24 protein-coding genes are annotated in these 24,656 nt (G+C 70.6%); 11 read left to right on the top strand and 13 right to left on the bottom strand.

Features of this window, described 5'->3' with window-relative positions; genetic code table 11:
• The first annotated feature begins 2 nt into the window (after positions 1-2).
• Positions 3-839, top strand: coding sequence for a S1 family peptidase (locus AC1RN0_RS07460; protein WP_492786799.1), 837 nt, complete (start codon positions 3-5; stop codon positions 837-839).
• Here the strand turns inward: AC1RN0_RS07460 and AC1RN0_RS07465 are convergent.
• From AC1RN0_RS07465 to AC1RN0_RS07485, 5 genes are all read right to left on the bottom strand, one after another.
• Positions 836-2,191: an AmpG family muropeptide MFS transporter gene (locus tag AC1RN0_RS07465; protein ID WP_492786800.1), complete on the bottom strand. Its 1,356-nt coding sequence runs from the start codon at positions 2,189-2,191 to the stop codon at positions 836-838. The genes AC1RN0_RS07460 and AC1RN0_RS07465 overlap by 4 nt on opposite strands.
• 16 nt (positions 2,192-2,207) lie before the next feature.
• Positions 2,208-3,713 carry a response regulator gene (locus AC1RN0_RS07470; RefSeq protein WP_492786801.1) on the bottom strand — a complete coding sequence of 502 codons (1,506 nt, stop codon included), beginning with the start codon at positions 3,711-3,713 and terminating at the stop codon, positions 2,208-2,210.
• Positions 3,714-3,748: 35 nt separating this feature from the next.
• The gene (locus AC1RN0_RS07475) at positions 3,749-4,126 is read right to left on the bottom strand and encodes a hypothetical protein (protein WP_492786802.1); all 378 of its coding nucleotides are present in this window, start codon (positions 4,124-4,126) and stop codon (positions 3,749-3,751) included.
• A 37-nt stretch (positions 4,127-4,163) separates the two neighbouring features.
• A complete protein-coding gene (locus AC1RN0_RS07480; protein ID WP_492786803.1) occupies positions 4,164-5,696 on the bottom strand; it encodes an ABC-F family ATP-binding cassette domain-containing protein in 1,533 nt (510 codons plus the stop codon).
• A gap of 88 nt (positions 5,697-5,784) precedes the next feature.
• Complete coding sequence (locus AC1RN0_RS07485) at positions 5,785-7,038, bottom strand: cytochrome P450 (protein WP_492786804.1); 1,254 nt, start codon at positions 7,036-7,038, stop codon at positions 5,785-5,787.
• A 113-nt stretch (positions 7,039-7,151) separates the two neighbouring features.
• On the opposite strand from AC1RN0_RS07485, the gene AC1RN0_RS07490 reads away from it, so the two are divergent.
• Positions 7,152-8,189 (top strand): helix-turn-helix domain-containing protein, encoded by a 1,038-nt coding sequence (locus tag AC1RN0_RS07490; protein ID WP_492786805.1) that lies wholly within the window; start codon positions 7,152-7,154, stop codon positions 8,187-8,189.
• Here AC1RN0_RS07490 and AC1RN0_RS07495 read toward each other — a convergent pair.
• The 5 genes from AC1RN0_RS07495 to rsmI form a co-directional block, all read right to left on the bottom strand.
• Positions 8,144-9,679, bottom strand: a complete 1,536-nt coding sequence (locus AC1RN0_RS07495) for a YifB family Mg chelatase-like AAA ATPase (protein ID WP_492786806.1) — start codon at positions 9,677-9,679, stop codon at positions 8,144-8,146. The two genes, AC1RN0_RS07490 and AC1RN0_RS07495, sit on opposite strands and share 46 nt — an antisense overlap.
• Positions 9,680-9,802: 123 nt before the next feature.
• Positions 9,803-10,753, bottom strand: a complete 951-nt coding sequence (gshB, locus tag AC1RN0_RS07500; protein ID WP_492786807.1) for a glutathione synthase — start codon at positions 10,751-10,753, stop codon at positions 9,803-9,805.
• Between the two features lie 77 nt (positions 10,754-10,830).
• Positions 10,831-11,646, bottom strand: coding sequence for a SirB1 family protein (locus AC1RN0_RS07505; protein ID WP_492786808.1), 816 nt, complete (start codon positions 11,644-11,646; stop codon positions 10,831-10,833).
• A 14-nt stretch (positions 11,647-11,660) separates the two neighbouring features.
• A complete protein-coding gene (locus AC1RN0_RS07510; protein WP_492786809.1) occupies positions 11,661-12,035 on the bottom strand; it encodes a YraN family protein in 375 nt (124 codons plus the stop codon).
• The gene (gene rsmI / locus AC1RN0_RS07515) at positions 12,032-12,901 is read right to left on the bottom strand and encodes a 16S rRNA (cytidine(1402)-2'-O)-methyltransferase (protein WP_492786810.1); all 870 of its coding nucleotides are present in this window, start codon (positions 12,899-12,901) and stop codon (positions 12,032-12,034) included. Before rsmI ends, AC1RN0_RS07510 begins: the two co-directional genes overlap by 4 nt.
• Before the next feature lie 83 nt (positions 12,902-12,984).
• On the opposite strand from rsmI, the gene AC1RN0_RS07520 reads away from it, so the two are divergent.
• Complete coding sequence (locus AC1RN0_RS07520; protein ID WP_492786811.1) at positions 12,985-13,617, top strand: hypothetical protein; 633 nt, start codon at positions 12,985-12,987, stop codon at positions 13,615-13,617.
• Between the two features lie 2 nt (positions 13,618-13,619).
• Here AC1RN0_RS07520 and AC1RN0_RS07525 read toward each other — a convergent pair whose 3' ends face one another.
• Positions 13,620-13,910: a hypothetical protein gene (locus AC1RN0_RS07525; RefSeq protein WP_492786812.1), complete on the bottom strand. Its 291-nt coding sequence runs from the start codon at positions 13,908-13,910 to the stop codon at positions 13,620-13,622.
• A gap of 50 nt (positions 13,911-13,960) precedes the next feature.
• Positions 13,961-15,325, bottom strand: a complete 1,365-nt coding sequence (locus AC1RN0_RS07530; RefSeq protein ID WP_492786813.1) for a tryptophanase — start codon at positions 15,323-15,325, stop codon at positions 13,961-13,963.
• Positions 15,326-15,381: 56 nt separating this feature from the next.
• Here AC1RN0_RS07530 and zapE point away from each other — a divergent pair, with 56 nt between their 5' ends.
• The 8 genes from zapE (at position 15,382) to AC1RN0_RS07570 (ending at position 22,170) form a co-directional block, all read left to right on the top strand.
• Complete coding sequence (gene zapE, locus AC1RN0_RS07535) at positions 15,382-16,506, top strand: cell division protein ZapE (RefSeq protein WP_492786814.1); 1,125 nt, start codon at positions 15,382-15,384, stop codon at positions 16,504-16,506.
• Between the two features lie 75 nt (positions 16,507-16,581).
• Positions 16,582-16,992, top strand: a complete 411-nt coding sequence (gene sdhC / locus AC1RN0_RS07540; protein ID WP_492786815.1) for a succinate dehydrogenase, cytochrome b556 subunit — start codon at positions 16,582-16,584, stop codon at positions 16,990-16,992.
• On the top strand, positions 16,989-17,390 hold the full coding sequence (gene sdhD, locus AC1RN0_RS07545) for a succinate dehydrogenase, hydrophobic membrane anchor protein (protein WP_492786816.1): 402 nt from the start codon (positions 16,989-16,991) through the stop codon (positions 17,388-17,390). Before sdhC ends, sdhD begins: the two co-directional genes overlap by 4 nt.
• Entirely contained in the window at positions 17,390-19,177 is a 1,788-nt protein-coding gene (sdhA, locus tag AC1RN0_RS07550) for a succinate dehydrogenase flavoprotein subunit (protein WP_492786817.1), read from the top strand. The genes sdhD and sdhA overlap by 1 nt, the downstream gene beginning before the upstream one ends.
• Positions 19,178-19,184: 7 nt before the next feature.
• Positions 19,185-19,967: a succinate dehydrogenase iron-sulfur subunit gene (locus AC1RN0_RS07555; RefSeq protein ID WP_492786818.1), complete on the top strand. Its 783-nt coding sequence runs from the start codon at positions 19,185-19,187 to the stop codon at positions 19,965-19,967.
• Between the two features lie 77 nt (positions 19,968-20,044).
• Positions 20,045-20,521, top strand: coding sequence for a hypothetical protein (locus tag AC1RN0_RS07560; protein ID WP_492786819.1), 477 nt, complete (start codon positions 20,045-20,047; stop codon positions 20,519-20,521).
• Between the two features lie 60 nt (positions 20,522-20,581).
• Positions 20,582-21,811, top strand: coding sequence for an NAD(P)/FAD-dependent oxidoreductase (locus AC1RN0_RS07565; RefSeq protein WP_492786820.1), 1,230 nt, complete (start codon positions 20,582-20,584; stop codon positions 21,809-21,811).
• 38 nt (positions 21,812-21,849) lie between these two features.
• Positions 21,850-22,170 carry a 2Fe-2S iron-sulfur cluster-binding protein gene (locus AC1RN0_RS07570; RefSeq protein WP_492786821.1) on the top strand — a complete coding sequence of 107 codons (321 nt, stop codon included), beginning with the start codon at positions 21,850-21,852 and terminating at the stop codon, positions 22,168-22,170.
• A gap of 91 nt (positions 22,171-22,261) precedes the next feature.
• Here the strand turns inward: AC1RN0_RS07570 and AC1RN0_RS07575 are convergent, their stop codons facing one another.
• Entirely contained in the window at positions 22,262-24,583 is a 2,322-nt protein-coding gene (locus AC1RN0_RS07575; protein ID WP_492786822.1) for a sensor histidine kinase, read from the bottom strand.
• Positions 24,584-24,656 lie beyond the last annotated feature (73 nt).

Below are 24,656 nucleotides of genomic sequence, written 5' to 3' on the forward strand. Positions count from 1 at the left end.
ACGTGCACCTGCCCCGTCTCCCGGACTGGCTGGTCTACCTGGCCATCGTGACGGCCCTGATCATCGCGTCGATGGGTCGCCGGGAGCAGGCCGACGCGCCGCCGCCGCCGCCGCCGCTGGCCGGCGAGGAGGCCATTCCGCTCGGCCCGTCCTCGCCGTTCGACCCGGCCGTGGTCGTCGACGTCCCGGGCGAACAGAAGCCGGGCACCGGCACGGCCTTTTCCATCGCCGACAGCGGCGTCTGGATGACCGCCCGCCATGTGGTCGACGGCTGCACCCGCATCGCCCTGGTGGTGGCCGAGGGCCGCGGCGTGGCCGCCCACGCCGTCATCGACCCGTCCGGCGAGGCCGCCATCCTGACCACCGAGGGCGGGGCCCCGGCCCTGCCGCTGGCGCCGGCCAGCATCCGCCCGCGGCCGGGCGCGCTCGGCTTCCACCCGGGCTTCCCGCAGGGCCAGCCGGGCGAGGCCGTGTCCCGCCTGCTGGGCCGCGAGAACCTCGTCGTCCGCGGTCGCGGCGCCCGCACCGAACCGGTGCTGGCCTGGGCCGAGATCGGCCGCACCTTCACCCTCAAGGGCACCCTCGCCGGCCTGTCCGGCGCGCCGGTGCTGGACTCGACCGGCCGGGTGGTCGGCATCACCGTCGCCGAGGCCCCGCGCCGCGGCCGGATCTACACCACCACGCCCGAGACAGTGCAGCGCGCCCTGGCCAATTCGCATCGCCGGCCGCAGGGCTACGCCGTCGGCGAGCCGATCAATGTCGAGAACTACGGCCGCGTCGCCGACGGCCTGCGCCGCGACCTGCGCGTGGCCCAGGTGGTCTGCCTGGCGACGAGCTAGACCGACGGCGCGATGGCCGGCGGCGCCTTGGGCGTGCGGGCCGCGATCAGGATGCACAGCAGCAGCGCCGGCACGCCGATCAGGCCGCAGCCGATGAAGTAGAGCCCATAGCCGCCCATGATGCCGTGGCTGGCCTGCAGGCTCTCGACGACGACGCCGGAGAAGCCCTTCAGGATCTTGCCGACCCAGGTGTAGCTGGAGCTGAGCAGGGCGTACTGGGTGGCCGTGAAGCCGATGCTGGTCAGGCTCGACATGTAGGTGACCAGCAGCACGCCGGCGGCGCCGACACCGAGGTTGTCGAAGAACATCACCGCCGCGAACAGCCGGTGGTCGGCGCCGTTGAAGGCCAGCAGGGCGAACGACGACACGGCCAGGCCCTGCAGGATCGCGCCGGCGACCAGGCCGCGCATGCGTCCCAGCCAGGCGGCCAGGAACCCGCCGACGGTGATGCCGCACAGGGTGCCCGCGAGGCCGGCGGACAGGCGGATCTCGCCGACGAACGCCTTCTCGAACCCGAGGTCGTGATAGAACGGCGTGGCCATCGGCCCCATGACGAATTCCGGCAGCCGGTAGAGGGTGATCATCAGCAGCATGACCAGGGCGAACCAGCCGTAGGTCCTGAAGAAGCTGATGAAGGGTCCGGCCACGGCCGAGCCCAGCCCGCCGAGGGTCAGCAGCGACTTGGAGTTGGCCATCACCGCCTCGGCCCGCACCGGCTCCTTGATCAGGAAGGTCGACAGGATGCCGACCCCCATCAGCAGGGCCATCAGGCTGTAGGACGCGGGCCAGCCCATGTACTGGGCGACGATCAGAATCAGGGCGTCGCTGGCCAGCACGGCCAGCCGGTAACCGAGCTGGAACGCGCCGGTGACCAGACCCAGCTCCTCCTCGTCGTCCGCGACCTCGATGCGCAGGGCGTCGACCGCGATGTCCTGCGTCGCCGAGGCGAAGGCCACCACCAGGGCCGCCGCGCCGATCGCGGCCAGACCCCCGCCCGGGCCGATCATCGCCATGGCCAGCAGGGCCAGACCGAGCACCACCTGGGTCAGCAGCAGCCAGCCGCGCCGGCGGCCCAGTCTCGCCAGACCGGGCGGCGTCACCCGATCGACCATCGGCGACCAGAGGAACTTCCACGAATAGGCCAGGCCGACCCACGAGATGAAGCCGATGGCCTTGAGGCTGGTGCCCTCGTCCTTCAGCCAGTAGCCGAGTGTCGCGCCGGTCAGCATGAACGGCAGGCCCGACGAGAAGCCGAGCCCGAGCATCAGGGCGACCTTGGGCCGCCTCAGGCTCTTGATCACATCGCCGATGCCGTGTTTGCGGGCCGGCGTGGCCGCAGCGTTCTGGCTCATAGGATCAGCCCCCAAATCAGGAGGCGAGCCTGCCCTCTCCGGCCGCGCCCGTCCAGCCGACCCAGCGGGTCAGGACCGCGCGCAGGGCGGTTTCCGTCAGCGGCTTGACGAGGAAGTCGTCCATCCCGGCGCCGAGGGCCGCGCGGCGGTCGTCCTCGAAGGCGTCGGCGGTCAGGGCGACGATGGGCGTGGAGACGCCCCGGGCGCGCAGTTCGCGGGCCGCCTCGACGCCGGACATGTCGGGCATGCGGATGTCCATCAGGATCAGGTCGTAGCTGGCGGCGGCGGCGGCGGCGAGCGCCTCCTCCCCGCTGGCCGCGCGGTCGGTCTCGGCGCCCTCGCGCTTGAGCAGGGTGCGGGCCAGCAGGGCGTTGATCGGATTGTCCTCGACCAGCAGGACCCGGGCCCCCGGGGCGGTGGCGGCGGCGATCCGCTCGTCCTCGGGATGGGGGGCGGCCTTCTGCGTCACGCCCCGGGCCGCCAGCACCCGCGCGGCCAGCGAGTCGGCGCGCAGCGGCTTGATCAGGTAGCCGGAGAAGCCGGCGGCGCGGCTGCGCGGAATGCGCGCCCGCTCGTCGGGCCGCAGCAGGATGACGCTGTTTCGCCCCTCGGGCGCCTTCATGGCGCGGCGACCCTTGGCCAGCAGGTTGTCGATCAGCAGCACCGCGTCCGGCGGGGCGATGACCAGCAGGTCGGCGAGGGTGTCGGCCGTGACCACCTGGCCGCCGAGGCCGGTGATCTGGCGCCGCGCCGCGGCCAGCACGATGGGGTTGGGCGAGGCGACGCCGACCGTCTGCCCCCGCAACGGGCGTTCGCGGGCGGCCGGGCCGGCCGCCGGCAGCTCGGCTTCGAGCCAGAAGCTGGCGCCGCCGCCGTCGGCCTCGTCGACGCCGACCTCGCCCCGCATGGCGTTGCTGAGTCGGGTGACGATGGCCAGGCCGAGGCCCGCGCCGCCGAGCACCGCGCCGTGCGACGGGTCCGCATGGACGAACGGTTCGAAGATGCGCTGGCGGGCGGCCTCGGGCACACCCGGGCCGGTGTCGCGCACGACCAGCCGCAGCCGGTCCTCGCCGGCCGGTTCGGCGGTCAGCAGCACGCCGCCGGTTTCGGTGAACTTGACGGCGTTGCCGGCGAAATTGAGCAGCACCTGGCGCAGCCGGCCCTCGTCGGCCATCACCGGCGGCAGGTCGGCGGCGCAGGCCCAGGCGATCTCGACGCCCTTCTCGTGGGCGCGCGGGCTCATCAGTTCGGCGGTCTGGCGCAGCAGCCCGGCGATGTCGGTGGGGGCCGGATGCAGCTCGATCTTGCCGGCCCCCAGCCGGGCCAGGTCGAGCACGTCGTTGACCAGCGCCAGCAGGTGGTCGCCGCTCTCGCGCAGGGCCGCGACATAGGATTTCTGTTCGGCCGTCAGCCGGGTGCCGTCGAGCAGCCGGGCCATGCCCAGCACGCCGTTCAGGGGGGTGCGGAACTCGTGGCTCAGGGTCGCCAGCTGTTCCGGGGTGATCGCGCGCTCGTCCGACATGGGCGCCAGACTAGCGGGCGCGGTTTAACAGGCGGTCAAACGGCGGGCCTTGGCGTCCGGATGAGGAAGACCACGAACAGGACGGCGAACAGCAGGTCGCCGAGGGTCAGTTGGAAGGCGCTCATCGGCGCCTTGCCGGCCTGGACCTGCAGCCAGACCATCAGCGGCAGGGGGGCCTTGCCCAGCAGGCCGAGCCAGACGATGGCCCGGTTACGCGGCGGGTCGCGGGCGACCATGGCGTAGCCGACGCCGAACACGCTGATCAGCAAGGCCGAGGTCTGCACCGACAGCAGGTCGGAGGGCGCGGGCTGGTGTAGCGCCGTGTAGAAGGCGACGGGCGCCAGCAGCAGCGGCAGGCCGACAAGGAAATTGAACGCCGCCGCCAGGGCGAACACGATGTTCCACAGACGCACGACCGTTTCCCCCCGCTGCGTTCGCGCGCAGCCTAGCTCAGGCCTGCGCGTCGAAGAAGGCGTCCGGACTCTCGACCTCGACCAGTTTGCCCCGACGGATTTCGAGGAAGCGGGTCGCCGCCGTGCGCGTGAAGTAGCGGTCGTGCGAGACGAACAGGCAGGAGACCTCGGCGTCTTCAAGCTCACCCTCCAGCGCCTCCTGGCCCTCGATATCGAGATGGTTGGTCGGTTCGTCGAGCAGGTAGAGGTTGGGCCGCTCCAGCTTGAGCCGCAGGAACATCAGCCGCGATCGCTCGCCGTGACTGAGCAGGGCGATCGGATCGCCGATGCGCACGAACGGGAAGCCGGCCTGGGCCAGCAGCCGCGTGGCCTCCTTCTCCGTCGCGTCCGGCGCGCCGGCGACATAGTCGAGCAGGCTCATCTTCAGCGGCAGGGCGCGCATCGACTGGTCGAAGTACGCCAGCCGCGTGGCCGGGTTGAAGCGCACGGCGGCCTGGCCGTCATAGTGCTCGAGATCGGGATCGAAGGCCCTGGCCAGCACCGACAGCAGCGTCGACTTGCCCGCGCCGTTGGCCCCGAGGATGGCGATGCGGTCGCCGGCCGCGACGGTCAGCTTGTCGATCGTCAGCAGGGTGCGGGCCTCGTCCGGCGTCTTCACCGTCAGACCCATCAGCCGCAGGGCCACCTTCGCGTCGATCTCGCCGTCCGACAGCTCCAGCCGCCGGTCGCGGGCGACGAAGGTCTGGGTGCGGTCGGCCTCGAGCCGGGCGATACGGGTCTCGATCGCCGCCTTGCGCTTGTTCAGCTCCGGGTTCTTGACCGCCCAGACCTTGTACCGGGCGGCGGCGGCCTCCAGCCGTTTGACCTCCTTCTCCTCCAGCCGGCGGTGGGCGGCGGCGGTCGCGTCGCGGCGCAGCAGTTCTTCGCGGGCGATGGAGAAGCGCGACTTGAACGCATGCATGCCGTCCGAGCGCAGGAACAGGGTCCGCTCGGTCACCCGGTTGAGGAACTCCCGGTCGTGGCTGACGATCAGCATCGGCAGATCGAACGCCGCTGTCAGCCAGGTCTCGAGGATGCCGATGTTGGTCAGGTCGAGGTGGTTGGTCGGCTCGTCGAGGACGAGGATGTCGGGCTCCTCCAGCCGCGCCGCCCCGGCGATCAGCAGCAGCCGCTGCCAGCCGCCGGACAGGTCGCCGAAGCGCTGTTCCGCGGTCTCGTAGGTGACGCCGATCTCGCCCAGCAGCACGTCGATGCGCCAGTCGTCGTCGCCCGCGCCGATCTTCTCCAGCGACAGCCGCAGCACCTCGCGCACGGTCAGGTCGGCGAAGGCCTCCGGCGTGTCCTGCGGCAGGGCCCCGACGCGCAGGCCGCGCGACTTCAACACCTGGCCCCTGTCCAGCTCCAGTTCGCCGGCGAGGCATTTGAGCAGCGTCGACTTGCCGGCCCCGTTCTCGCCGACCAGCGCCGTGCGGGCGTCGTCGAGCAGGAAGGACACGTTCTCGAACACGGGCTTGGCGCCGTGGTGAAAACTGGCCTGTTCCATGCCGAGCACGGCCTGACGCGGCGCCATTGTTCCCGGTTCCCCTCGCCCCATGCAGGCTGAGGCGAGGTGGTAACGGATCGTGGCCCCGAGGAAAACCGCGCGATGGCCCGGGCGGTCAGACCGGAATGCGGACCGGCAGGTTGAGGTACCCCTTCACGAACGGAGACGGCACGCGTTCGGGTTCGCCCATCACCTCGATCACCGGGAAGCGCTTGAGGATCTCTTCCCAGATCACCCGCAGCTGCAGCTCGGCCAGGCGATTGCCCACGCAGCGATGGATGCCGTAGCCGAAGGACATGTGCTGGCGTGGCCGCTCGCGGTCGATGATGTAGGCGTTGGGGTTCTCGATCACCGTGTCGTCACGGTTGCCCGAGACGTACCACATGACCACCTTGTCGCCCTTGCGGATCAGCTTTCCGCCCACCTCGCAGTCCTCCACGGCGGTGCGGCGCATGTGGGCGAGCGGGGTCTGCCAGCGGATGGTTTCCGACACCATCGACGGGATCAGGTCCGGATTGGCGCGCAGCTTGGCGTACTGGTCCGGGTTCTTGTTCAGGGCGTAGATCGATCCGGTGATCGAGTTGCGGGTCGTGTCGTTGCCGCCGACGATCAGCAGGATCAGGTTCCCCAGATACTCCTCGGGGCTCATGTTCCGGGTCGCTTCGGCATGGGCCATCATCGAGATCAGGTCGCCGCGCGGCGGCTGGTTGACGCGCTCGTTCCACAGGCCGGTGAAGGCCTCCAGACATTGCATCAGGATGCCCAGCTTCTCCTGCTCGGTCTCCACCATCATGCCCTCGGCGGGAATGGTGGTGGCGACGTCGGACCAGTAGGTCAGCTTGCGCCGGTCCTCGAAGGGGAAGTCGAACAGGGTGGCCAGCATCTGGGTGGTCAGTTCGATCGACACCCGGTCGACCCAGTCGAACGTCTCGCCCCGCGGCAATTCGTCGAGAATCCGGGCCGCCCGCTCCCGGATCAGCGGTTCGAACAGCTGGAGATTGGCCGGTGACACGGCCGGGCTGACGACCTTGCGCTGCTGGTCGTGCTTGGGCGGGTCCATGGCGATGAACATCGGCAGCCGCAGGTCCTGCCCCTGATCGACGATGGCGATGCCGCCGAGCGCCGCTTCCGAGGAGAACACCTGGTGGTTGGTGTCGACGGCCATGATGTCGTTGTAGCGGGTGATCGACCAGTAGGGACCGAACAGGCTTTCCTTGCAGAAGTGCACGGGGTCTTCCCGCCGCAGCCGCTCGAAGTAGGGCCAGTGACTGTCGGTGCGCCAGAGCTCCGGGTGGCTGACGTCGATCTGGTCGAGCGGGATGGCGTAGGCAGGGTCGGTCGCGGTCTGCGGGATGGCGCCGTCGGCCATGGTCGTATCCTCCGTTGCGGCCCGTCTTGGCGCGGGCCCGGACAGGCACCCTAGGGCCTGTGCCCGGACGGGGGGATGGCGCGGCGCGCCTTTCTCATGGCATTTTGCGCCACATGGTCGAGACGCCCACCCTCGAACGTCTGCCGATGACCGCCGGCTATTTCCGGCTGATCCTGCGCGGGTTCGGCGACACGGCCGAACGCCGGGCCGCGATCCTCGCCGGCACGGGCGTCACCGAAGCGATGGCGGCGGACCCGACCGCCGACATCAGCCTGTTTCAGCAGGTGCGCCAGGTGGAGAACCTCGACGGCCTGTTCGGCGAGGGCTGGGCGCTCCGGACGCCTGAGCTGTGGAACCCGTCGGCCCACGGGGCGCTGGGCGTCGCGGCCCTGGCCGCGCCGGATGTGGCGGCGATGGTCGCGGTGCTGGACGCCTACAGTCCCGTGCGCGCGCCGTTCCACGGCATGACCACGCGCATCGGCCCCGCCTGGGTCCAGCTGGACTACGACCTGACGGTGCCGATCGCCGAGCGGCTGTGGCGGCCGATGACCGAGATTTCCTTCGTCTCGATCCGGATCCTGCTGGCCTCAGTCCTTACGGTTCCGCCGCGCGAGGCGGAGTTTCACTTCGCCTGCGCCGCGCCGCCGCACGCCGGGCGGGCCCGCGCCGTTCTGGGCGAGGGGGTGGTCTACGACGCGCCGCGAAATTCCATCCGGTTTCCGGCCGCCTGGCTGAAGATCGGGTCTCCGTTCGCCGATCCCGCCCTGTTCAATGTCGCCGTATCGGAATTGCAGGCGGCGGCGCAGAAGATCTCGGCTCCGGCCGGCCTGCGCGGCCGCGTCGAACGGCTGCTGAGCACCCTGCCCGCCGGACGGTTGACGGCCGACGAGACGGCCCGGCTGATGGGAGTCTCTCGCCGCACCCTCGTGCGCCGGCTCGCGCAGGCCGGGTCGGGCTACCGCCAGCTCGTCGACGCGGAGCTGCGCGCCCGCGCCGAGCGGCTCCTGCGCGACAGCAGTCTCAGCCACGCCCGCATCGCCGAGACGCTGGGCTACACCGACCCGACCAGTTTCAGCCGCGCCTGCCGGCGCTGGTTCCGCGGCGATCAGCCGCCGGCGGGGGCGTCCGCGCCCGCCCCGACGCGGCGGTAGATCAGCGCCTCGGCGACATGGATGCGGCCGACGCTGTCGGCACCTTCGAGATCGGCGATGGTGCGGGCGAGGCGGATGGCGCGGGTCCAGCCGCGGGCGGTCAGGTGGCCGGCGTCGGCGGCTTTTGCCATCAGCGCCCGGGCGGGATCGTTGAGCGCCGCCGCGCGGGTCAGGAAGTCGCCGTCGGCCCGGGCGTTGAGGGTCGGCGCGTCGGGGCTGTCGGCCTCGGCGCGGGCGGTCTGGATCGCCCGGGCCCGGGCGACGCGGGCGGCGACCTCGGCGGAGCCCTCGGCCGGCGGCGGCAGAGCCAGGTCGGCGGCGGCCACGGGCGGCACGTCCACCTGCAGGTCGATGCGATCGATCAGCGGGCCGGAGACGCGGCCCTGGTAGTCGCGCTGGCAGCGCGGGGCCTTGCCGCACCAGCCCTTGCCCGGACCGCCGTGACCGCAGCGGCAGGGGTTCTGGGCCGCGACCAGCTGGACCCTGGCCGGATAGCGGATGTGGGCGTTGGCCCGGGCGACCATCACCTCGCCGGTCTCCAGCGGCGCGCGCAGGGAATCGAGCGCCTGGGCGCTGAACTCCGGCAGTTCGTCGAGGAACAGCACGCCGTTGTGCGCCAGCGAGACCTCGCCCGGTTTGGCCTTCAGCCCGCCGCCGGTCAGGGCGGCCATGCTGGCCGAGTGGTGCGGGCTGCGGAACGGCCGGGTGCGGGTCAGGGCCCCGCGCGCGATCAGCCCGGCCACCGAATGGACCATCGAGGTCTCCAGCAGCTCGGCGGCCGACAGCGGCGGCAGGATGCCCGGCAGCCGCTGGGCCAGCATCGACTTGCCCGAGCCCGGCGGACCGCAGAACAGCAGGTTGTGACCGCCGGCCGCGGCGATCTCCAGCGCCCGCTTGGCCTGTTCCTGGCCGCGCACGTCGCGCAGGTCCGGGACCGGACCGCCGTCGATCATCGGCCCGGCCTTCGGTTCGGACAGCATCTGGGTTCCGCGGAAATGGTTGATCAGCCCGATCAGCGAGCGCGGCGCCAGCACCCGCGTGCCGCCGGCCCAGGCGGCTTCCGGGCCGCAGGCCTCGGGGCAGATCAGGCCCAGATCCATGGCCCCGGCGGCCACCGCGGCGGGCAGGGTCCCGGCGACCGTCGAGATGGAGCCGTCGAGCGACAGTTCGCCCACCGCGCACCAGCCGTTCAGGGCGTCGGTCGGGATCACCCCCATGGCCGCCATCACCGCCAGGGCGATCGGCAGGTCGTAGTGACTGCCTTCCTTGGGCAGGTCCGCCGGGGCGAGGTTTACTACGATGCGCTTGCCCGGCATCGCCAGGCCGAGGCCCGTGAAGGCGCCCCGCACCCGCTCCCGGCTCTCGGCCACGGCCTTGTCGCCCAGGCCCACCACGACCATGACCTGCTCACCGCCGGTGAGCTGGACCTCGACGTCCACGCGCCGGGCCTCGACGCCCTGGAACGCCACGGTGACGACGCGCGCGACCATGCCCCCTCGCTACAGCGACTGTGACTTATCCACAGACTCAACCATGGCGCGTGGTATGGATCAAGAACAAATATGGAACCAAGGCGGAAACTGAAACGATTCAGTCGCCTACCCGACATAACCTCAAGCGACGCTGCGGATCGCCTCGATGCGGTCGAACAGGGCGGCCGCTGCATCGGCGCCGCCGAAGCGCTTCAACTGTTGCGCGCCGGTGGGCGAGGTGACGTTGATCTCGGTCAGATAGTCGCCGATCACGTCGATGCCGACGAACAACAGGCCCCGGCGCTTCAGCTCCGGCGCGATGATGGCGCACAGCTCCAGGTCGCGCGCGGTCAGCTCGACCGCGGCCGCGCGGCCGCCGCGCGCGAGGTTCGAACGCACCTGGCCCTCGGCGGGAATGCGGTTGATCGCCCCCACGGGCTCGCCGTCGACCAGCAGGATGCGCTTGTCGCCCTTGCTGACGGCGGGGATGAACTTCTGGGCGATGACCTGGTCGCGGCCGATCAGGGCATGCAGCTCCAGCAGGGCGTCGAGGTTGGGGTCGTCGGCCTTCAGCCGCACCACGCCGGAGCCGCCGCCGCCGTGCAGGGGCTTGAGCACCATGTCGCCGTGCCGTTCGCGGAAATCGTAGATCGCCTCGACGTCGCTGGTGATCAGGGTCGGCGGCTGGACGCCCGGGAAGTCGGTGACGAACAGCTTCTCCGGCGCGTTGCGCACCTCGGTCGGATTGTTCACCACCAGGGTCCGCGGGTGGATCTTGTCGAGGAAGTGGGTGGCCGTGATGTAGGCCATGTCGAATGGCGGATCCTGGCGCATCAGCACCACGTCGACGTCGTCGATCATGTCGACCACCCGGGTCTCGCCGAAGCTGACATGGTCGCCCTTGACCGCCTGCACCGTCACCGGACGGCCGCGGGCCGTGACCCGGCCCTCTTCCAGCGACAGCTTGTCCGGCGTGTAGACGAACAGCGAATGCCCGCGGCTCTGGGCCTCCAGCATCATCATGAAGGTGGAGTCGGTCTCGATGTTGATCCGTTCGATCGGATCCATCTGTACGGCGACCTTCAGTGACATGGGGGCTCCTGGGCCAGGCGATGACGGCGAACGCTACATAGCGATGGTGCGGGCCGGGCGGGAGGGGGCAGGCGCCGCTAGTTGAGCTGCAGCCGGACCCGTTCGCGCGCCGCCCGCGCCGCCAGGGCCGCGCCGCCGTCGAGCACCTGGGCCTGGGTCAGGGCCTGCAGGGCCCCGGCCAGGGCGCCCTGGCCCTCGCGGGCGGCGGCCACATCGAGCCACGGGCGGTGGTCGGTCGGGTCGAGCAGCGCCCGCCGCAGGGCCGAGCGTTCGGCGCGGGGCCAGTCGTGGGCCGCCTGGGCGCGGGCGAAGATGTTGTTTTGCAGCCGGATCAGCACCGCGCGGTCGCTCATCGGGGCCATCAGCAGCTCGAGCCGCCCGGCGACGTCCGGCGTCAGCCCGGCGCGGAAGGCGCGCCGCGACAGCTCCGAGGGCAGCACCACCCGGCCCTCGCTGAACGGGTCCAGCGCCAGCGGGCCCTCGCGCGTCTCGATGCGCAGCAGGAAGTGGCCGGGAAAATCGACTCCGCGCACATCCAGATCGCAGCGCCGCGCCGCGTGCAGGTAGAAGACCCCCAGCGACACCGGGATGCCCAGCCGCCGCTCGGCCACGGCGATGATGTCGGCGTTGTCGGGATGATCGTAGGTCATCAGGTCGCCCTGCAGCCGCAGGTCGCCGGCCATCGACTCGGCGATGGCTTCTTCCGGGGATTCGGCCTGCAGCCGCCCGGCGAGACAATCGGCGCCCTCGTTGGCCACGGCCCTGGCCGCGTCGGCGTCGCGCTCGGGATCGTCGTGCACGGCGCAGGCGATCGCGGCCTCCAGCAGGGGAAACCCGTCGTCGCCCAGCCTGCCGGCCTCGGTCAGGAACGCTTCCGCCTCTTCGCGTGTCATACAGCCCTAACGCGTCAACCGCCCTTCCAGGCGTCAGGAATATGGCGCGGCAGTCTGCCGGGGGCGAGGGCGATCAGGTCGAGGCGGATCGTCGCGCCTTTCAGGGCCGGCCTGCCGGCCGCGATCGCCGCCGCCGCGCGGCGCAGGCGCTGGCGCTGGTCGGGCCTCACCGCTTCCAGCGCGGTCTCCAGCGTGGTGCGGCGCTTGACTTCCACCACGGCCAGCACGCCGCCCTTCAGGGCCAGCAGGTCGATCTCGCCCTGTGGCGACGCCAGCCGGAAGCCGAGCACGCGGTAGCCCCTGAGCATCAGCAGCAGCGCCGCCAGCACCTCGCCGCGCCGGCCGCTGCGGCGGGCGAGGCCCCCGCGCCGGCTGCGGACGCTGGTCACCGCCCGTCCTTGAGGGCCATGGCGCGCTTGTAGAGATCGCGACGGTTCAGCCCGAGCGCCCGGGCCACCTCGGACGCCGCCTCGCCGGGCGGCAGGCGGGTCAGGGCGTCGGCCAGGGCCGCGTCGGCGTCCTCCGCGCTCGAGGCCTGTTCGACGCCGGGGCCGACGAGGATGACGATCTCGCCCCTGGGGGCATCGAGCCTGGGATCGGCGGCCAGTTCGGACAGCGTGCCGCGCACGGTCGTCTCGAACAGCTTGGTCAGTTCACGGGCCACGGCCGCCTCGCGGTCGCCGAACACCGCCGCCATGTCTGCCAGGCTGGCGCGCAGGCGCGGGCCGCTTTCGTAGAAGATCAGGGTGGCGTGGACGTTGGCGACCTCGGCGAGGAAGGTCCGCCGCGCCGCGCTCTTGGGCGGCGGGAAGCCGGCGAACAGGAACCGGTCGGTCGGCAGGCCCGCCAGCGTCAGCGCCGCCAGCGCCGCCGACGGCCCGGGAATCGGAAACACCCGGTGGCCGGCGGCGATGACCTCCTTCACCAGCCGGAAGCCGGGATCGGAGACCAGCGGGGTTCCGGCGTCCGACACCTGGGCGACGCTCTGGCCCTGGTCCAGCGCGGCCATGATCCGCGGCCGGGCCCGTTCGGCGGCGTGCTCGTCGTAGCGCAGCATGGTCTTGCTGAGGCCATAGGCGCTGAGCAGCTTGCCGGTCACCCGGGTGTCCTCGGCCAGCAAGAGGTCGCAGCCGGCCAGCACGTCCAGCGCACGCAGGGTGATGTCGCGCAGATTGCCGATCGGGGTCGCCACCACATAGAGGCCGGGCTCCAGCGGGACGTCGGACAGGGGTGGTGGCGGCGGGTGGCGGGACAAGGTCGACTCCGGTTGGAACAGGAGAGCGCCTTGCCCGCTCTCTCCAGTCAAGGGATACAGGACAGGATCCCGGAGGAAGCACCGTGAACAAGCTGGTTGTCTGGTTCGTACTGAGCGCGCTGACGGTGGTCGTCGCCGTCGGAGCCTACTGGTGGTTCGACCTGCGCTGGCGGCCGAAGACGATCACGAAGCACCAGGCCGAGATCGCGCAGATTCTCGAACAGGCCGGCTGGGTCTCGCCGGGCCTGACCGGCCCCAAGCTCTACATGGTGGGCTTCCGCTCCTGCCCCGACTGCGTCCGGCTGAAGGCCGAGGAGTTTCCGAAGTTCCACAAGGCCGGGGTCGACACCCGGGTGATCGAGATCGCTCGCGGCGAATACAACGGCGTGATGAAGTCCACCCCGGTCGAGCGCACGACCGTCGCCGAGCTGTGGATCAACCGCAGCTGGCCGTTGCTGGAAAGCTGGGACGCAGTGCCCGTCGACGCCTGGACCGCCCAGGGCCTGGCGCCCGCCGACGGCGACATGGCCCGCACCGCCGTGGTCCAGGCCGGCCGCGACATGGTCGACAAGCTGAAGCCCCTGCTCAAGGACAACGGCGTCGACTTCGCCTACCCGCTGCTGGTGTGGTGGACGAAGGATGGCGTGATGCGGAGCTGCGCCTGCGAAAAGCGCGAGACCTACCGCTTCGTGCGCAAGGAACTGGGCGCCGGCTGACCCTAGTCGGGCGCGCCGTCCATCGGTCCGCCGGAGACGTCCGTCCCGGGCGAATCGTCCCCGTCCGGGTTGGTGACGGTGGCGCCCTGTTCGACACCGTCGATCGGGTCGCCGTCGGATTCCTCGAGCACCTCCGCGCCGTGGCCGACATGGAACGGCGCGGCGCCCTCGGCGGGCGTCGGGTCCGCCTGGGCCTTCATTTCCCGTGCGCCGACGCCCAGGCCCTGCTGCAGGGCCCGGTTCGCTTCGGGGGTCGAGGGGTCGAACGTGCGGTCGTCGTCGGACGCGGCCATGGCGAATCTCCTGTTCGCCCTGCCAACGGCCGACGGCCCTCAGGCGTTCCTCAGAGCGGCGCGAACTTCGCCGTGAAGTGTCGCATGGCCTTGGGCTGCCAGGTGATCTTCATCCCGCGCAGGCTGTCCTTGCGGGCGGCGATCTCCTCGAACACCTCGACGATGTAGTCGGCATGGCTCTGGGTGTAGACGCGGCGCGGGAAGGCCAGCCGGACCAGGTCCATCGGCGCCTCGACCTCGGTCCCGTCGGGCTTGAGGCCGAACATCACCGTGCCGATCTCGCAGGAGCGGATGCCGCCCTCGACATAGAGGGCCACGGCCAGGGCCTGGCCGGGGTACTGGCCCGGCGGGATGTGCGGCAGGAAGTTGCGCGCGTCGACGAACACCGCGTGGCCGCCGGTCGGCCGCACCGTCGGCACGCCCATCGCCTCGAGCCGCTCGCCGATATAGGCCATGCTGCGCAGGCGATAGCGCAGGTAGTCCTCGTCGATGATCTCCGTCAGGCCCTGGGCGATGGCGTCGAGATCGCGGCCGGCGAGGCCGCCGTAGGTCGGGAAGCCTTCGGTCAGGATCAGCCGGTTGCGCGCCGCCTGGGCCAAGTCGTCGTCGTTCAGCGCCAGCCAGCCGCCGATGTTGGCGAAGGCGTCCTTCTTGGCCGACATCGTCATGCCGTCGGCCAGGGCGAACATGTCGCGCACGATGTCCCTGATCGAGCGGTTCTCCTGGCCCGGCTCGCGCATCTTGATGAAGTAGGCGTTCTCGGCGAAGCGGCAGCCGTCGATGATGAACGGCTTCCTGTGCGCATGGGCGATGCGCGCCACCGAGCGGATGTTGGCCAGGCTGACCGGCTGGCCGCCGCCGGCGTTGTTGGTCACCGTCAGCATGACGCAGGGCACGGCGTCGCCATGCTCGGCGAGGAAGGCCTGCAGCCGCTCCAGGTCCATGTTGCCCTTGAACGGATGGTCGCTGCGCGGGTCGAGGCCCTCGGCGATAACCAGGTCGTGGCCCTCGGCGCCGGTCGACTCGATGTTGCCGCGGGTGGTGTCGAAATGGGTGTTGGACGGAATGGTCCTGCCCGGCCCGCCGAGGATCGAGAACAGGATGGCTTCGGCCGCCCGGCCCTGGTGGGTCGGGATGACATACTTGAACGGCATCAGCTCCTTCACCGCCGCCTCGAAGCGGAAGAAGGACGGACTGCCGGCGTAGCTCTCGTCGCCGGACATCAGGGCCGCCTGCTGCTTCGCGCTCATGGCCGAGGTGCCGCTGTCGGTCAGCAGGTCGATCAGCACGTCGTCGGAATGCAGGGCGAACAGGTTGTAGTCGGCGTCCGCGATCAGTTTCAGCCGCTCTTCCCGCGTGGTCATGCGGATCGGTTCGACCGCCTTGATGCGGAACGGCTCAATGATGGTTTTCATGACAGGCTCGATGTTTCGTTGAAGCGCGCGTCGCGTCGCGCTAACCGCTTTGGGTGATGCCTTTATCCGTCCGCGCCGCCTATCGCGAGCGACTTTCCCGGGGTGAAATCAGGCCCGATGCGGCGCAGGAGCAGGCGCTGGGCGCCCTCTCGCGTCTTGAGGGTGACCTCAACGCCTTGTCGGAACCCGGGTTCTCGTCGTTCTTCCGCAAGCCGAAGGGCGCGCGCGGTCTCTACCTCTGGGGGCCGGTCGGCCGGGGCAAGTCCATGCTGATGGACCTGTTCTTCGAGTCCGCGCCGATCGCCAGGAAACGGCGCACCCATTTCCACGTCTTCATGGCCGAGGTGCATCGCGACATCGACGCCTGGCGCAAGGGCGACGCCGCCGCCCGCAAGGCCCGCTTCGGCCAGTCGAAGGGCGACGACCCGATCCAGCCGACCGCCGAGCTGATCGCCGAAAGCGCCCGGCTGCTCTGTTTCGACGAGCTGCAGGTGACCGACATCGCCGACGCGATGATTCTCGGCCGGCTGTTCGAGGCGCTGTTCGCTCTCGGCGTGACCCTGGTGGCGACGTCCAACCGGCCGCCGGACGACCTCTACAAGGACGGCCTCAACCGCCAGCTCTTCCTGCCGTTCATCGGCATGCTGAAGGAGCGGCTGGAGGTGGTGGCGATCCGTGGGCCGGTCGACTTCCGGCTCGACCGGCTGCGCGGGGCTCGCACCTGGCTGGCGCCCGACGATCCCGACAACGGCCGCGAATTCGACCGGCTGTGGACCGACATGCTCGGCGGCGCGTCCGAGACCGGCGCGACGCTGGAGGTGCTGGGCCGCAAGCTGCACCTGCCCCGGGCCAGCGGCGGCCTGCTGCGGGCCAGCTTCGTCAGCCTGTGCGAGCACGCGCTGGGGCCGCAGGACTACCTGGCCGTCGCCGACCGCTTCCACACCGTTTTCCTCGAGGATGTTCCGCGGCTCACGCCGGCCCGGCGTGACGCGGCCAAGCGGTTCAATACCTTGATCGACGCCCTCTACGAGGCCGGGACCAAACTTGTCGCCCTGGCCGCCGTCGAGCCGACCGGCCTGTATCCGGAAGGCGATGGATCGTTCGAATTCGAGCGCACCGTGTCCCGCTTGCAGGAGATGCGATCGGCCGACTGGCTGGAGCGGGTGAGGGACGAAGGCTGAAAAACCCCTGCTCGCGTTGACACCCCCGGCTTGCGGCGTAAATAGCCATCCAGCCTCGCAACCGCCGGGAACCAAATGACCGAAGCCTCGTCGGGGGTCCGTGAACGACCCCTTTCGCCCCACCTGCAGGTGTGGCGCTGGCATGTGACCATGCTGGGCTCCATCCTTCACCGCGCCTGCCTCATCGGCCTCTATGTCGGCGCGCTCATTCTCGTGGCCTGGGCGCTGGCCCTGGCCTCGGGCCAGCAGGCCTACGGCGTGTTCATCGCCGTGATGGGCTCGCTGCCGGGCAAGCTGGTGCTGCTGGGCCTGACCTTCGCCCTGTTCTTCACCGTGGCGAGCAACGTCCGCCACCTGACCTGGGACACGGGCCGGGGCTTCACGCCCAAGGTCGCCGACACCATCGTCATCGCCGGCATCGTCTTCGCCGTGGTGGCCACCGCGGTGGTCTGGGTCCTCGCCGGCCAGACGGGAGCCCTGTCATGAGCGTCTCACGGTCCGGTTTCCGCACGCCGCTGTCGCGCGCCCGCGGCCTCGGCGCCGCCAAGCACGGCGTCGGCCACTTCATCGCCGACCGCGTGTCGGGCCTGGCCCTGATCCCGCTGTCGATCTGGGCCGCCTACGCGGGCCTCAAGGTCGCCGCCGGCGGCTACGTGGTCGCCGTCGAATGGCTCGGCCGGCCGGTCAACGCCGTGCTGCTCGGCCTGTTCATCCTCGCCGGCTTCCTGCACCTGCGGCTCGCCATCCAGGTGGTGATCGAAGACTACATCGAGGGCTTCGTGCCCAAGTCCGCGGCGCTCATCGCCAACTATCTCGTCTGCGCCCTCGGCGCCGCCCTGGGGGTCTTCGCCATCCTCAAGGTGGCCCTCCTCGGAGCCTTTTGATGTCGGCCTACAAGTTCATCGACCACCGCTTCGACGTCGTGGTGGTGGGGGCCGGGGGCTCCGGCCTTCGCGCCGCCCTCGGCTGCGCCCAGGCCGGTCTGAAGACCGCCTGCATCAGCAAGGTCTTCCCGACCCGCTCGCACACCGTGGCCGCCCAGGGCGGCATCTCCGCCTCGCTCGGCAACATGGGCGAGGATGACTGGCGCTGGCACATGTACGACACCGTCAAGGGGTCGGACTGGCTGGGCGACCAGGACGCCATCGAATACCTGACGCGCAACGCGCCGGCCGCCGTGTACGAGCTCGAGCACTGGGGCGTGCCCTTCTCGCGGACGCCGGAAGGCAAGATCTACCAGCGCGCCTTCGGCGGCATGACCCGCAACTACGGCGAGGCCCCGATCCAGCGCACCTGCGCCGCGGCCGACCGCACCGGCCACGCCATGCTGCACACCATGTACGGCCAGGCGCTCTCGAAGGACGTCGAGTTCTTCATCGAGTACTTCGCCCTCGACCTGATCATGCAGGACGGCGTCTGCCTGGGCGTCACCGCCTGGAAACTCGACGACGGCACCGTGCACCGCTTCCAGGCCCAGAAGACCGTTCTGGCCACGGGCGGCTACGGCCGCGCCTACCTGTCGGCCACCAGCGCCCACACCTGCACCGGCGACGGCGGCGGCATGGCCCTGCGCGCCGGCCTGCCGCTGCAGGACATGGAATTCGTCCAGTTCCACCCCACCGGCATCTTCCCGGCCGGCTGCCTGATCACCGAAGGCGCCCGGGGCGAGGGCGGCTACCTGACCAACTCCGAGGGCGAGCGCTTCATGGAGCGCTATGCGCCGTCCGTGAAGGACCTGGCCCCGCGCGACATGGTCAGCCGCGCCATGACCATCGAGATCCGCGAAGGCCGCGGCGTGGGCCCGAACAAGGACCACATCTTCCTGCACCTCGACCACCTCGATCCCAAGGTGCTGCACGAGCGCCTGCCGGGCATTTCCGAGACCGCCAAGGTGTTCGCCGGCGTCGACGTGACCAAGGCCCCGATCCCGGTCCTGCCGACGGTTCACTACAACATGGGCGGCCTGCAGACGAACTATCACGGCGAGGTGGTGACCAAGACCGGCGACAACGCCGACACCATCGTGCCGGGCCTGATGGCCGTGGGCGAGGCCGCCTGCGTGTCGGTGCACGGGGCCAACCGCCTCGGCTCCAACAGCCTGATCGACCTGGTGGTGTTCGGCCGCGCCGTCGGCCTGCGCTGCGCCGAGCAGCTGAAGGCGGGCGCGACCCAGCCGGAGCTGAAGGACAGCATGACCGACGGCCACCTGGCCCGGTTCGACCGCTTCCGCAACGCCGCCGGCCCGCGTCCGACGGCCGACCTGCGCCTCGAGATGCAGCGGGCCATGCAGGAAGACGCCGCGGTGTTCCGCACCGGCGAGTCGCTGAAGAGCGGCGTCGAGCGCGTCAACGCCGTGGTCTCCGCCCGCAAGGACATCGGCGTCAGCGATCGCGGCCTGGTCTGGAACAGCGACCTTATGGAGACCCTGGAGTTCGACAACCTCGTCGTCCAGGCCGCCGTCACCGTCGCCGGGGCCCTGAACCGCACCGAGAGCCGCGGCGCCCACGCCCGCGAGGACTTCCCGGACCGCAACGACGGCGAGTGGATGAAGCACACCCTCGCCTGGTTCGACGACGCCTCGGGCAAGGTGAAGATCGATTACCGCCCGGTGCACAGCTACACGATGTCGAACGACATCGCCTACATCCCGCCCAAGGCGCGGGTTTACTGAGGACTCGATGGTTCAGCTCGCGCTCCCCAAGAACTCCCGCGTCGGCAAGGGCCGTCACTACCCCGCGCCGAAGGGCGCCAAGCGGGTCAAGACGTTCCGCATCTACCGCTACGATCCGGAAGGGTCGGAGAACCCGCGCTGGGACACCTATGACGTCGACGTCGACGCCTGCGGCCCGATGCTGCTGGACGTGCTCATCCACATCAAGAACACCGTCGACCCGACCCTGACCTTCCGCCGGTCCTGCCGCGAGGGCGTGTGCGGCTCCTGCGCGATGAACATCGGCGGCCGCAACACCCTGGCCTGCACCTGCGGCTGGGAAGAGGTGCCGGGCAAGGAGATCCAGATCTCGCCGCTGCCCAGCCAGCCGGTGGTCAAGGACCTGGTCCCCGACCTGACGCTGTTCTACGCCCAGTACGCCTCGATCGAGCCCTGGCTGCACACCGAGACCCCCGAGCCCCGCGCCGAGTGGAAGCAGTCGGTCGAGGACCGCGCCAAACTGGACGGCCTGTACGAGTGCATCCTCTGCGCCTGCTGCTCGACCTCCTGCCCCAGCTACTGGTGGAACGGCGAGAAGTACCTCGGCCCGGCCACGCTGCTGCACGCCTACCGCTGGCTGATCGACAGCCGCGACGAGGCCACCGGCGCCCGGCTCGACGCGCTTGAGGACCCCTTCAAGCTCTATCGCTGCCACACGATCATGAACTGCGCCCAGGTCTGCCCCAAGGGGCTGAACCCGGCCAAGGCGATCGCCGAGATCAAGAAGCTGATGGTGGAGCGGGTCGCCTGAGGAAGGCCCCGGCCCTCGCCGCGTCCGCGCTGCTCTGGGGCGCGGCGGAGGGCTTTCTGTTCTTCATCGTCCCCGATGTGCTGATCAGCTACGTCGCGCTGAAGCACGGGCTGAAGGCCGCCGCCGTCGCCTGCCTGCTGGCGGCGATCGGCGCCGGCATCGGCGGCGGGGCGATGTACGTCTGGAGCGCCCGCGATCCGGCCTCGGCCCTTACGGCCGTCAGCGCCGTGCCGGCCGTTTCGACCGGCATGATCGTCCGGGCCAGCGCCTCGATGGACCGCGAAGGCTGGTTCGCGGCGGCCCTCAAGGGCCCGGCCACCAGCACGCCCTACAAGATCTACGCCCTGCTCGCGCCGTCCAAGGGCGTCGGGCTGCCGCGCTTCATGCTGAGCGCCCTGCCGATCCGCCTGCCGCGGTTTCTGCTCGTCGCCCTCGGGTTTTCGATCCTGCGCTACTGCGTCAGGGAAAGAATTGACGCCCGCTGGCTCATGACGGGCTTCACGGCGGGGTGGCTGCTCTTCTATGTGTGGTTCTGGGCCACCCATCCGGGCTAAGGGTCTTGCATAAAGTTGACGCGGTCGTCATTTTCCCGCGCATACCCATGGGAGGGCGGATTGGCCGATCCGAAGGCAAAGGTCGTGATTCTGGGCGCGGGCCACGCGGGTGGCTCGGCCGCCGCGTTCCTGCGCCAGTACGGTCACGAAGGCCCGATCGTGCTGATCGGCGACGAGCCGATCCCGCCCTATCAGCGTCCGCCGCTCAGCAAGGCCTGGCTCAAGGGTGAGGCCGACGCCTCCAGCCTCGCGCTGAAGGACCTCGCCTGGTACGCCGAGAACAACTGCGATCTCCGGCTGGGCGTCACCGCCGTCTCGATCAATCGCGGCGCGAAGACGGTCCAGCTCTCCGCCGGCGAGGACATCGCCTACGACTACCTGATCGTCGCCACCGGCGCCCGCGCCCGCAAGCTGCCGATCCCCGGCGCCGAGCTGGACGGGGTGCTGGAACTGCGCACGGCCGCCGACGCCGAACAGCTCAAGGCGGCGCTCGGCCCCGGCAAGCGGCTGGCGATCATCGGCGGCGGCTACATCGGGCTGGAAGCGGCCGCCTCGGCCCGCGCGCTCGGCGCCTGGGCCCTGATCATCGAGCGCGAACCGCGCATCCTCGCCCGCGTCGCCTGCGAGGAGCTGTCGACCTTCTTCCAGAACTACCACCAGGCCAAGGGCGTCAACTTCGAGCTGTCGGCCGGGGTCAAGGCGCTGGAGGGCGAGGGCGGCAAGGTTCGCCGCGTGCGCCTGTCCGACGACCGCCTCGTCGAGTGCGACGCGGTGCTGGTCGGGGTCGGCGCCCTGCCCAACGAGGAGATCGCCCGGGACGCGGGTCTGGACTGCGCCAACGGCATCGTCGTCGACCTGCAGGCCCGGACCTCCGACCCGTCGGTGTTCGCCATCGGCGACGTGACCCACCGGCCGCTGCCGCTCTATGAGCGCCAGTTTCGCCTCGAGAGCGTGCCCAACGCGCTGGAACAGGCCAAGCAGGTGGCCAGCGCCATCACCGGCCACACGCCGCCGAACCCGGAAGCGCCGTGGTTCTGGTCCGACCAGTATGACCTGAAGCTGCAGATCGCGGGCCTTCCGTTCGACGCCGACAGCCGCGTGATCCGCGGCGACATGGCGGCGGCGAAGTTCGCCATCTTCCATCTGAAGGGCGACCAGGTGCAGGCGGTGGAAGCGGTCAACGCCCCGCCCGAATTCATGATGGGCAAGTCGCTCATCCTGTCCCGCAAGGCCGTCTCGCGCGAGAAGCTTGCGGATTCGTCCATTTCCATGAAAGAGGTCGCGGCCTGACAGGGTCGGGATCAAGAACAAGAGGCGTCAGGGAGCGTATGGCCAAGATCACCTATATCGAGAACGACGGCACAGAGCATGTGGTCGACGTGAAGACCGGCCTGTCCGTCATGGAAGGGGCGATCAAGAACAACATCCCCGGCATCGACGCCGACTGCGGCGGCGCCTGCGCCTGCGCGACCTGCCACGTCTATGTCGACGCCGCCTGGACCGACAAGACCGGCGAGAAGTCGGCCATGGAGGAGTCGATGCTCGACTTCGCCGAGAACGTCGAGTCCAACAGCCGCCTGTCCTGCCAGATCAAGGTCACCGACGCGCTCGAAGGCCTGGTCGTGCGGATGCCGGAAAGCCAGCACTAGGGCGCTCACCGCTTCGCGGTTCGAGAGGGAATAGGGACTAGGGGTTAGAGCCACCCCTCTGGTCCCTAGCCCCCAATCCCTAGCCCCTGAGCTAAAACCCCAACTCCTTCTGGCCCGCCTCGATCTGAGCGGCCTCGGGCAGGTGGCAGGTGAAGGTCGAACCGTTTCCGGGTTCGCTTTCCAGCGCCACCCAGCCGCCGTGCAGCTCGACCAGCGCCTTGACCAGGGCGAGGCCCAGGCCCGGGCCGCCGCGGTCGCGGCCGACGAAGCGGTCGAAGATGTGCGCCTGGACGTGGAACGGCACGCCGCGGCCGGTGTCGCTGACGGCCAGCCGCACCTCGCCCGCCGCCCGCACGGCCGACAGGGTCACGGTCCCGCCGGGCGGGGTCTGGCGCAGGGCGTTCTCGACCAGGTGGTCGAGCGTCTGCACCAGCCGCTTGGAGTCGCCGCGGATCAGGCCGACGTCGTCGGCCCCGGCGCCCAGCGCCAGCGTCACCTTCGACGCCTCGGCCGTCGTCGTCCAGCGGCCGGCGGTCTCCTGCAGCAGGTCGCCGACCCGCACGTCGCCCAGGTCCAGCGCCATCTCGTCGGCGTCGATGGCGGCGATGTCGAGCACGTCGTCGATCGACCGGCCCAGCTGGACGGCGGCCTGGCGCACGGCGGACAGATGCGAGCGGCCGCGTTCAGGGATCGCCTCGCCCATGCGGTCGAGCAGCTCGGAATAGCCGATGATCGTCGTCAGCGGCGTGCGCAGCTCGTAGGAGACGTTGCCGACGAACTCGCGCTTGAGCCGCTCGGCGCTGTCGAGCGCCGCTTCCCGGTCGGCCAGGGCGCCTTCCAGCTGGCGGGCGTCGGTGATGTCGGCGAAGGCGATCAGGGTCGCGCCGTCGGGCAGCGGCCGGGTCTGCCAGGCGACGATGCGGCCGAGCGCGTTGCGGGTCTCGCCGGCGGTCGGGGCGCGGGCCTCCGGGTCCGGATCGCCGACCCGGCCCTTGAGTTCGCTCCAGAAGGCCATGTCGTGCAGGCGCGGCACGCACAGCTCGACGACCCGCTCGAAGTTGACCCCCTCGACCAGGTCGTCCTCGTCGATGGCCCAGAAGCGCGCGAAGGCCTCGTTGTGCAGCCGCAGCCTGCCGTTGGAGCCGAACACCACCACCGCGTCGCTCAGCTTGTCGAGCGTCGCCTGCTGCACCTGGATCAGGGCGTTGTACTGGGCGCGCAGCCGCACCTCGCCGGTGATGTCAGAATAGAGCAGCAGCAGCCCGCCCATCGGGTGTGGCTGGCGGATCAGCCGCAGGGTGCGGCCGTCGGGCAGGGTCCAGCGGTCGTCCGGCTGGGGGCCCAGGGTTTCGTAGCGCGCCAGCTCGGCGGCCTTCCACTTGGCGTAGTCGGGCGTCTCGGGCAGGCGCTGACGCTGGCGCAGCCGGTCGAGGATCTCCCCGTGCGTCGGCCGCTCGGCCAGCCACGCCGGGTCCAAGCCCCACAGGTCGGAAAAGGCGGTGTTGTGGAACGACAGCCGGCGGGTCGGTCCGAAGATGGCGACCGCCTCGGCGATATGGTTCAGCGTCTCGTCGTGGGCCGCCACGTGGCGCTTGAGGGCGTCCTGGATCTCCTCGGCCTGGGTGGCGTCGGTGGTCCAGACGGCGACCCCGCCGCCCTCGAGCGGCTCGGCGGTGATCTTCAGCGCGCGCCTGCGGCCGCCGACGGAAATCCAGCGGGTCGTTTCACGGCGTTGGCCGAGGTTGGCCGCCTCGCTGGCGATGGCGTCGGCGCCCTTGTCGAGCGACAGGCCGAGGTTGGCGGCGTCGCCGGCGTCACGCGCGCTGACCGCCGTCAGCCAGGCCTTGTTGGCCCACTGCACCCCGCCGTCGGCCCCGGCGATCCAGGCCGGCTCGGGCCGGGCGTCGAGGAAGGCGGCCAGCCGCGCGGCGCTGGGCAGGGCGGCCTCGTCGGTGCCGGCGGCCGTCAGGCGTAGCCAAGCCAGGGCGCCGGCGGCCCGGCCCTCGATCGACACCACGCCCTTCGGCCCGCGGGCCTCGAAGGCGCAGGGCTCGCCGCGTTCGAACAGGGCGCGCAGCCGGGCGGCATGGTCGGGATCGGCGCGCATGATGGCGTTGACGATACCCTGGGGATCGGCCCCGGCCAGGCCGAACGTCGCGGCGCAGGCTTCCAGGTTCTCCTCGCCGGAGGCCAGCAGGGCGCGGCCGTCGTCGATCACCAGCAGGCTGCTGTCGAAGGCCTCGGCCGAGGCCTGGGCGGCGGCCGCGCGGCTTTCCACGGCCTCGAGCCGGTCCTGCATCGCGCGCAGGCGCCAGTCCATCGCCCGGCGCTGCACCAGCGCCCACAGCACCGCGCAGATCGCCAGGCAGACGGCGCCCGCCGTGGCGGCGACGATCAATTGCATCTGCGTCATTTGGAACCCGCCCGAATCATGGCCCGCACACGATAAGCGAGGCCGGGCCGGGCGGCGACTGGCGAAGCGCGTC

This window comes from Caulobacter sp. GW821-FHT12F03, assembly GCF_058806855.1.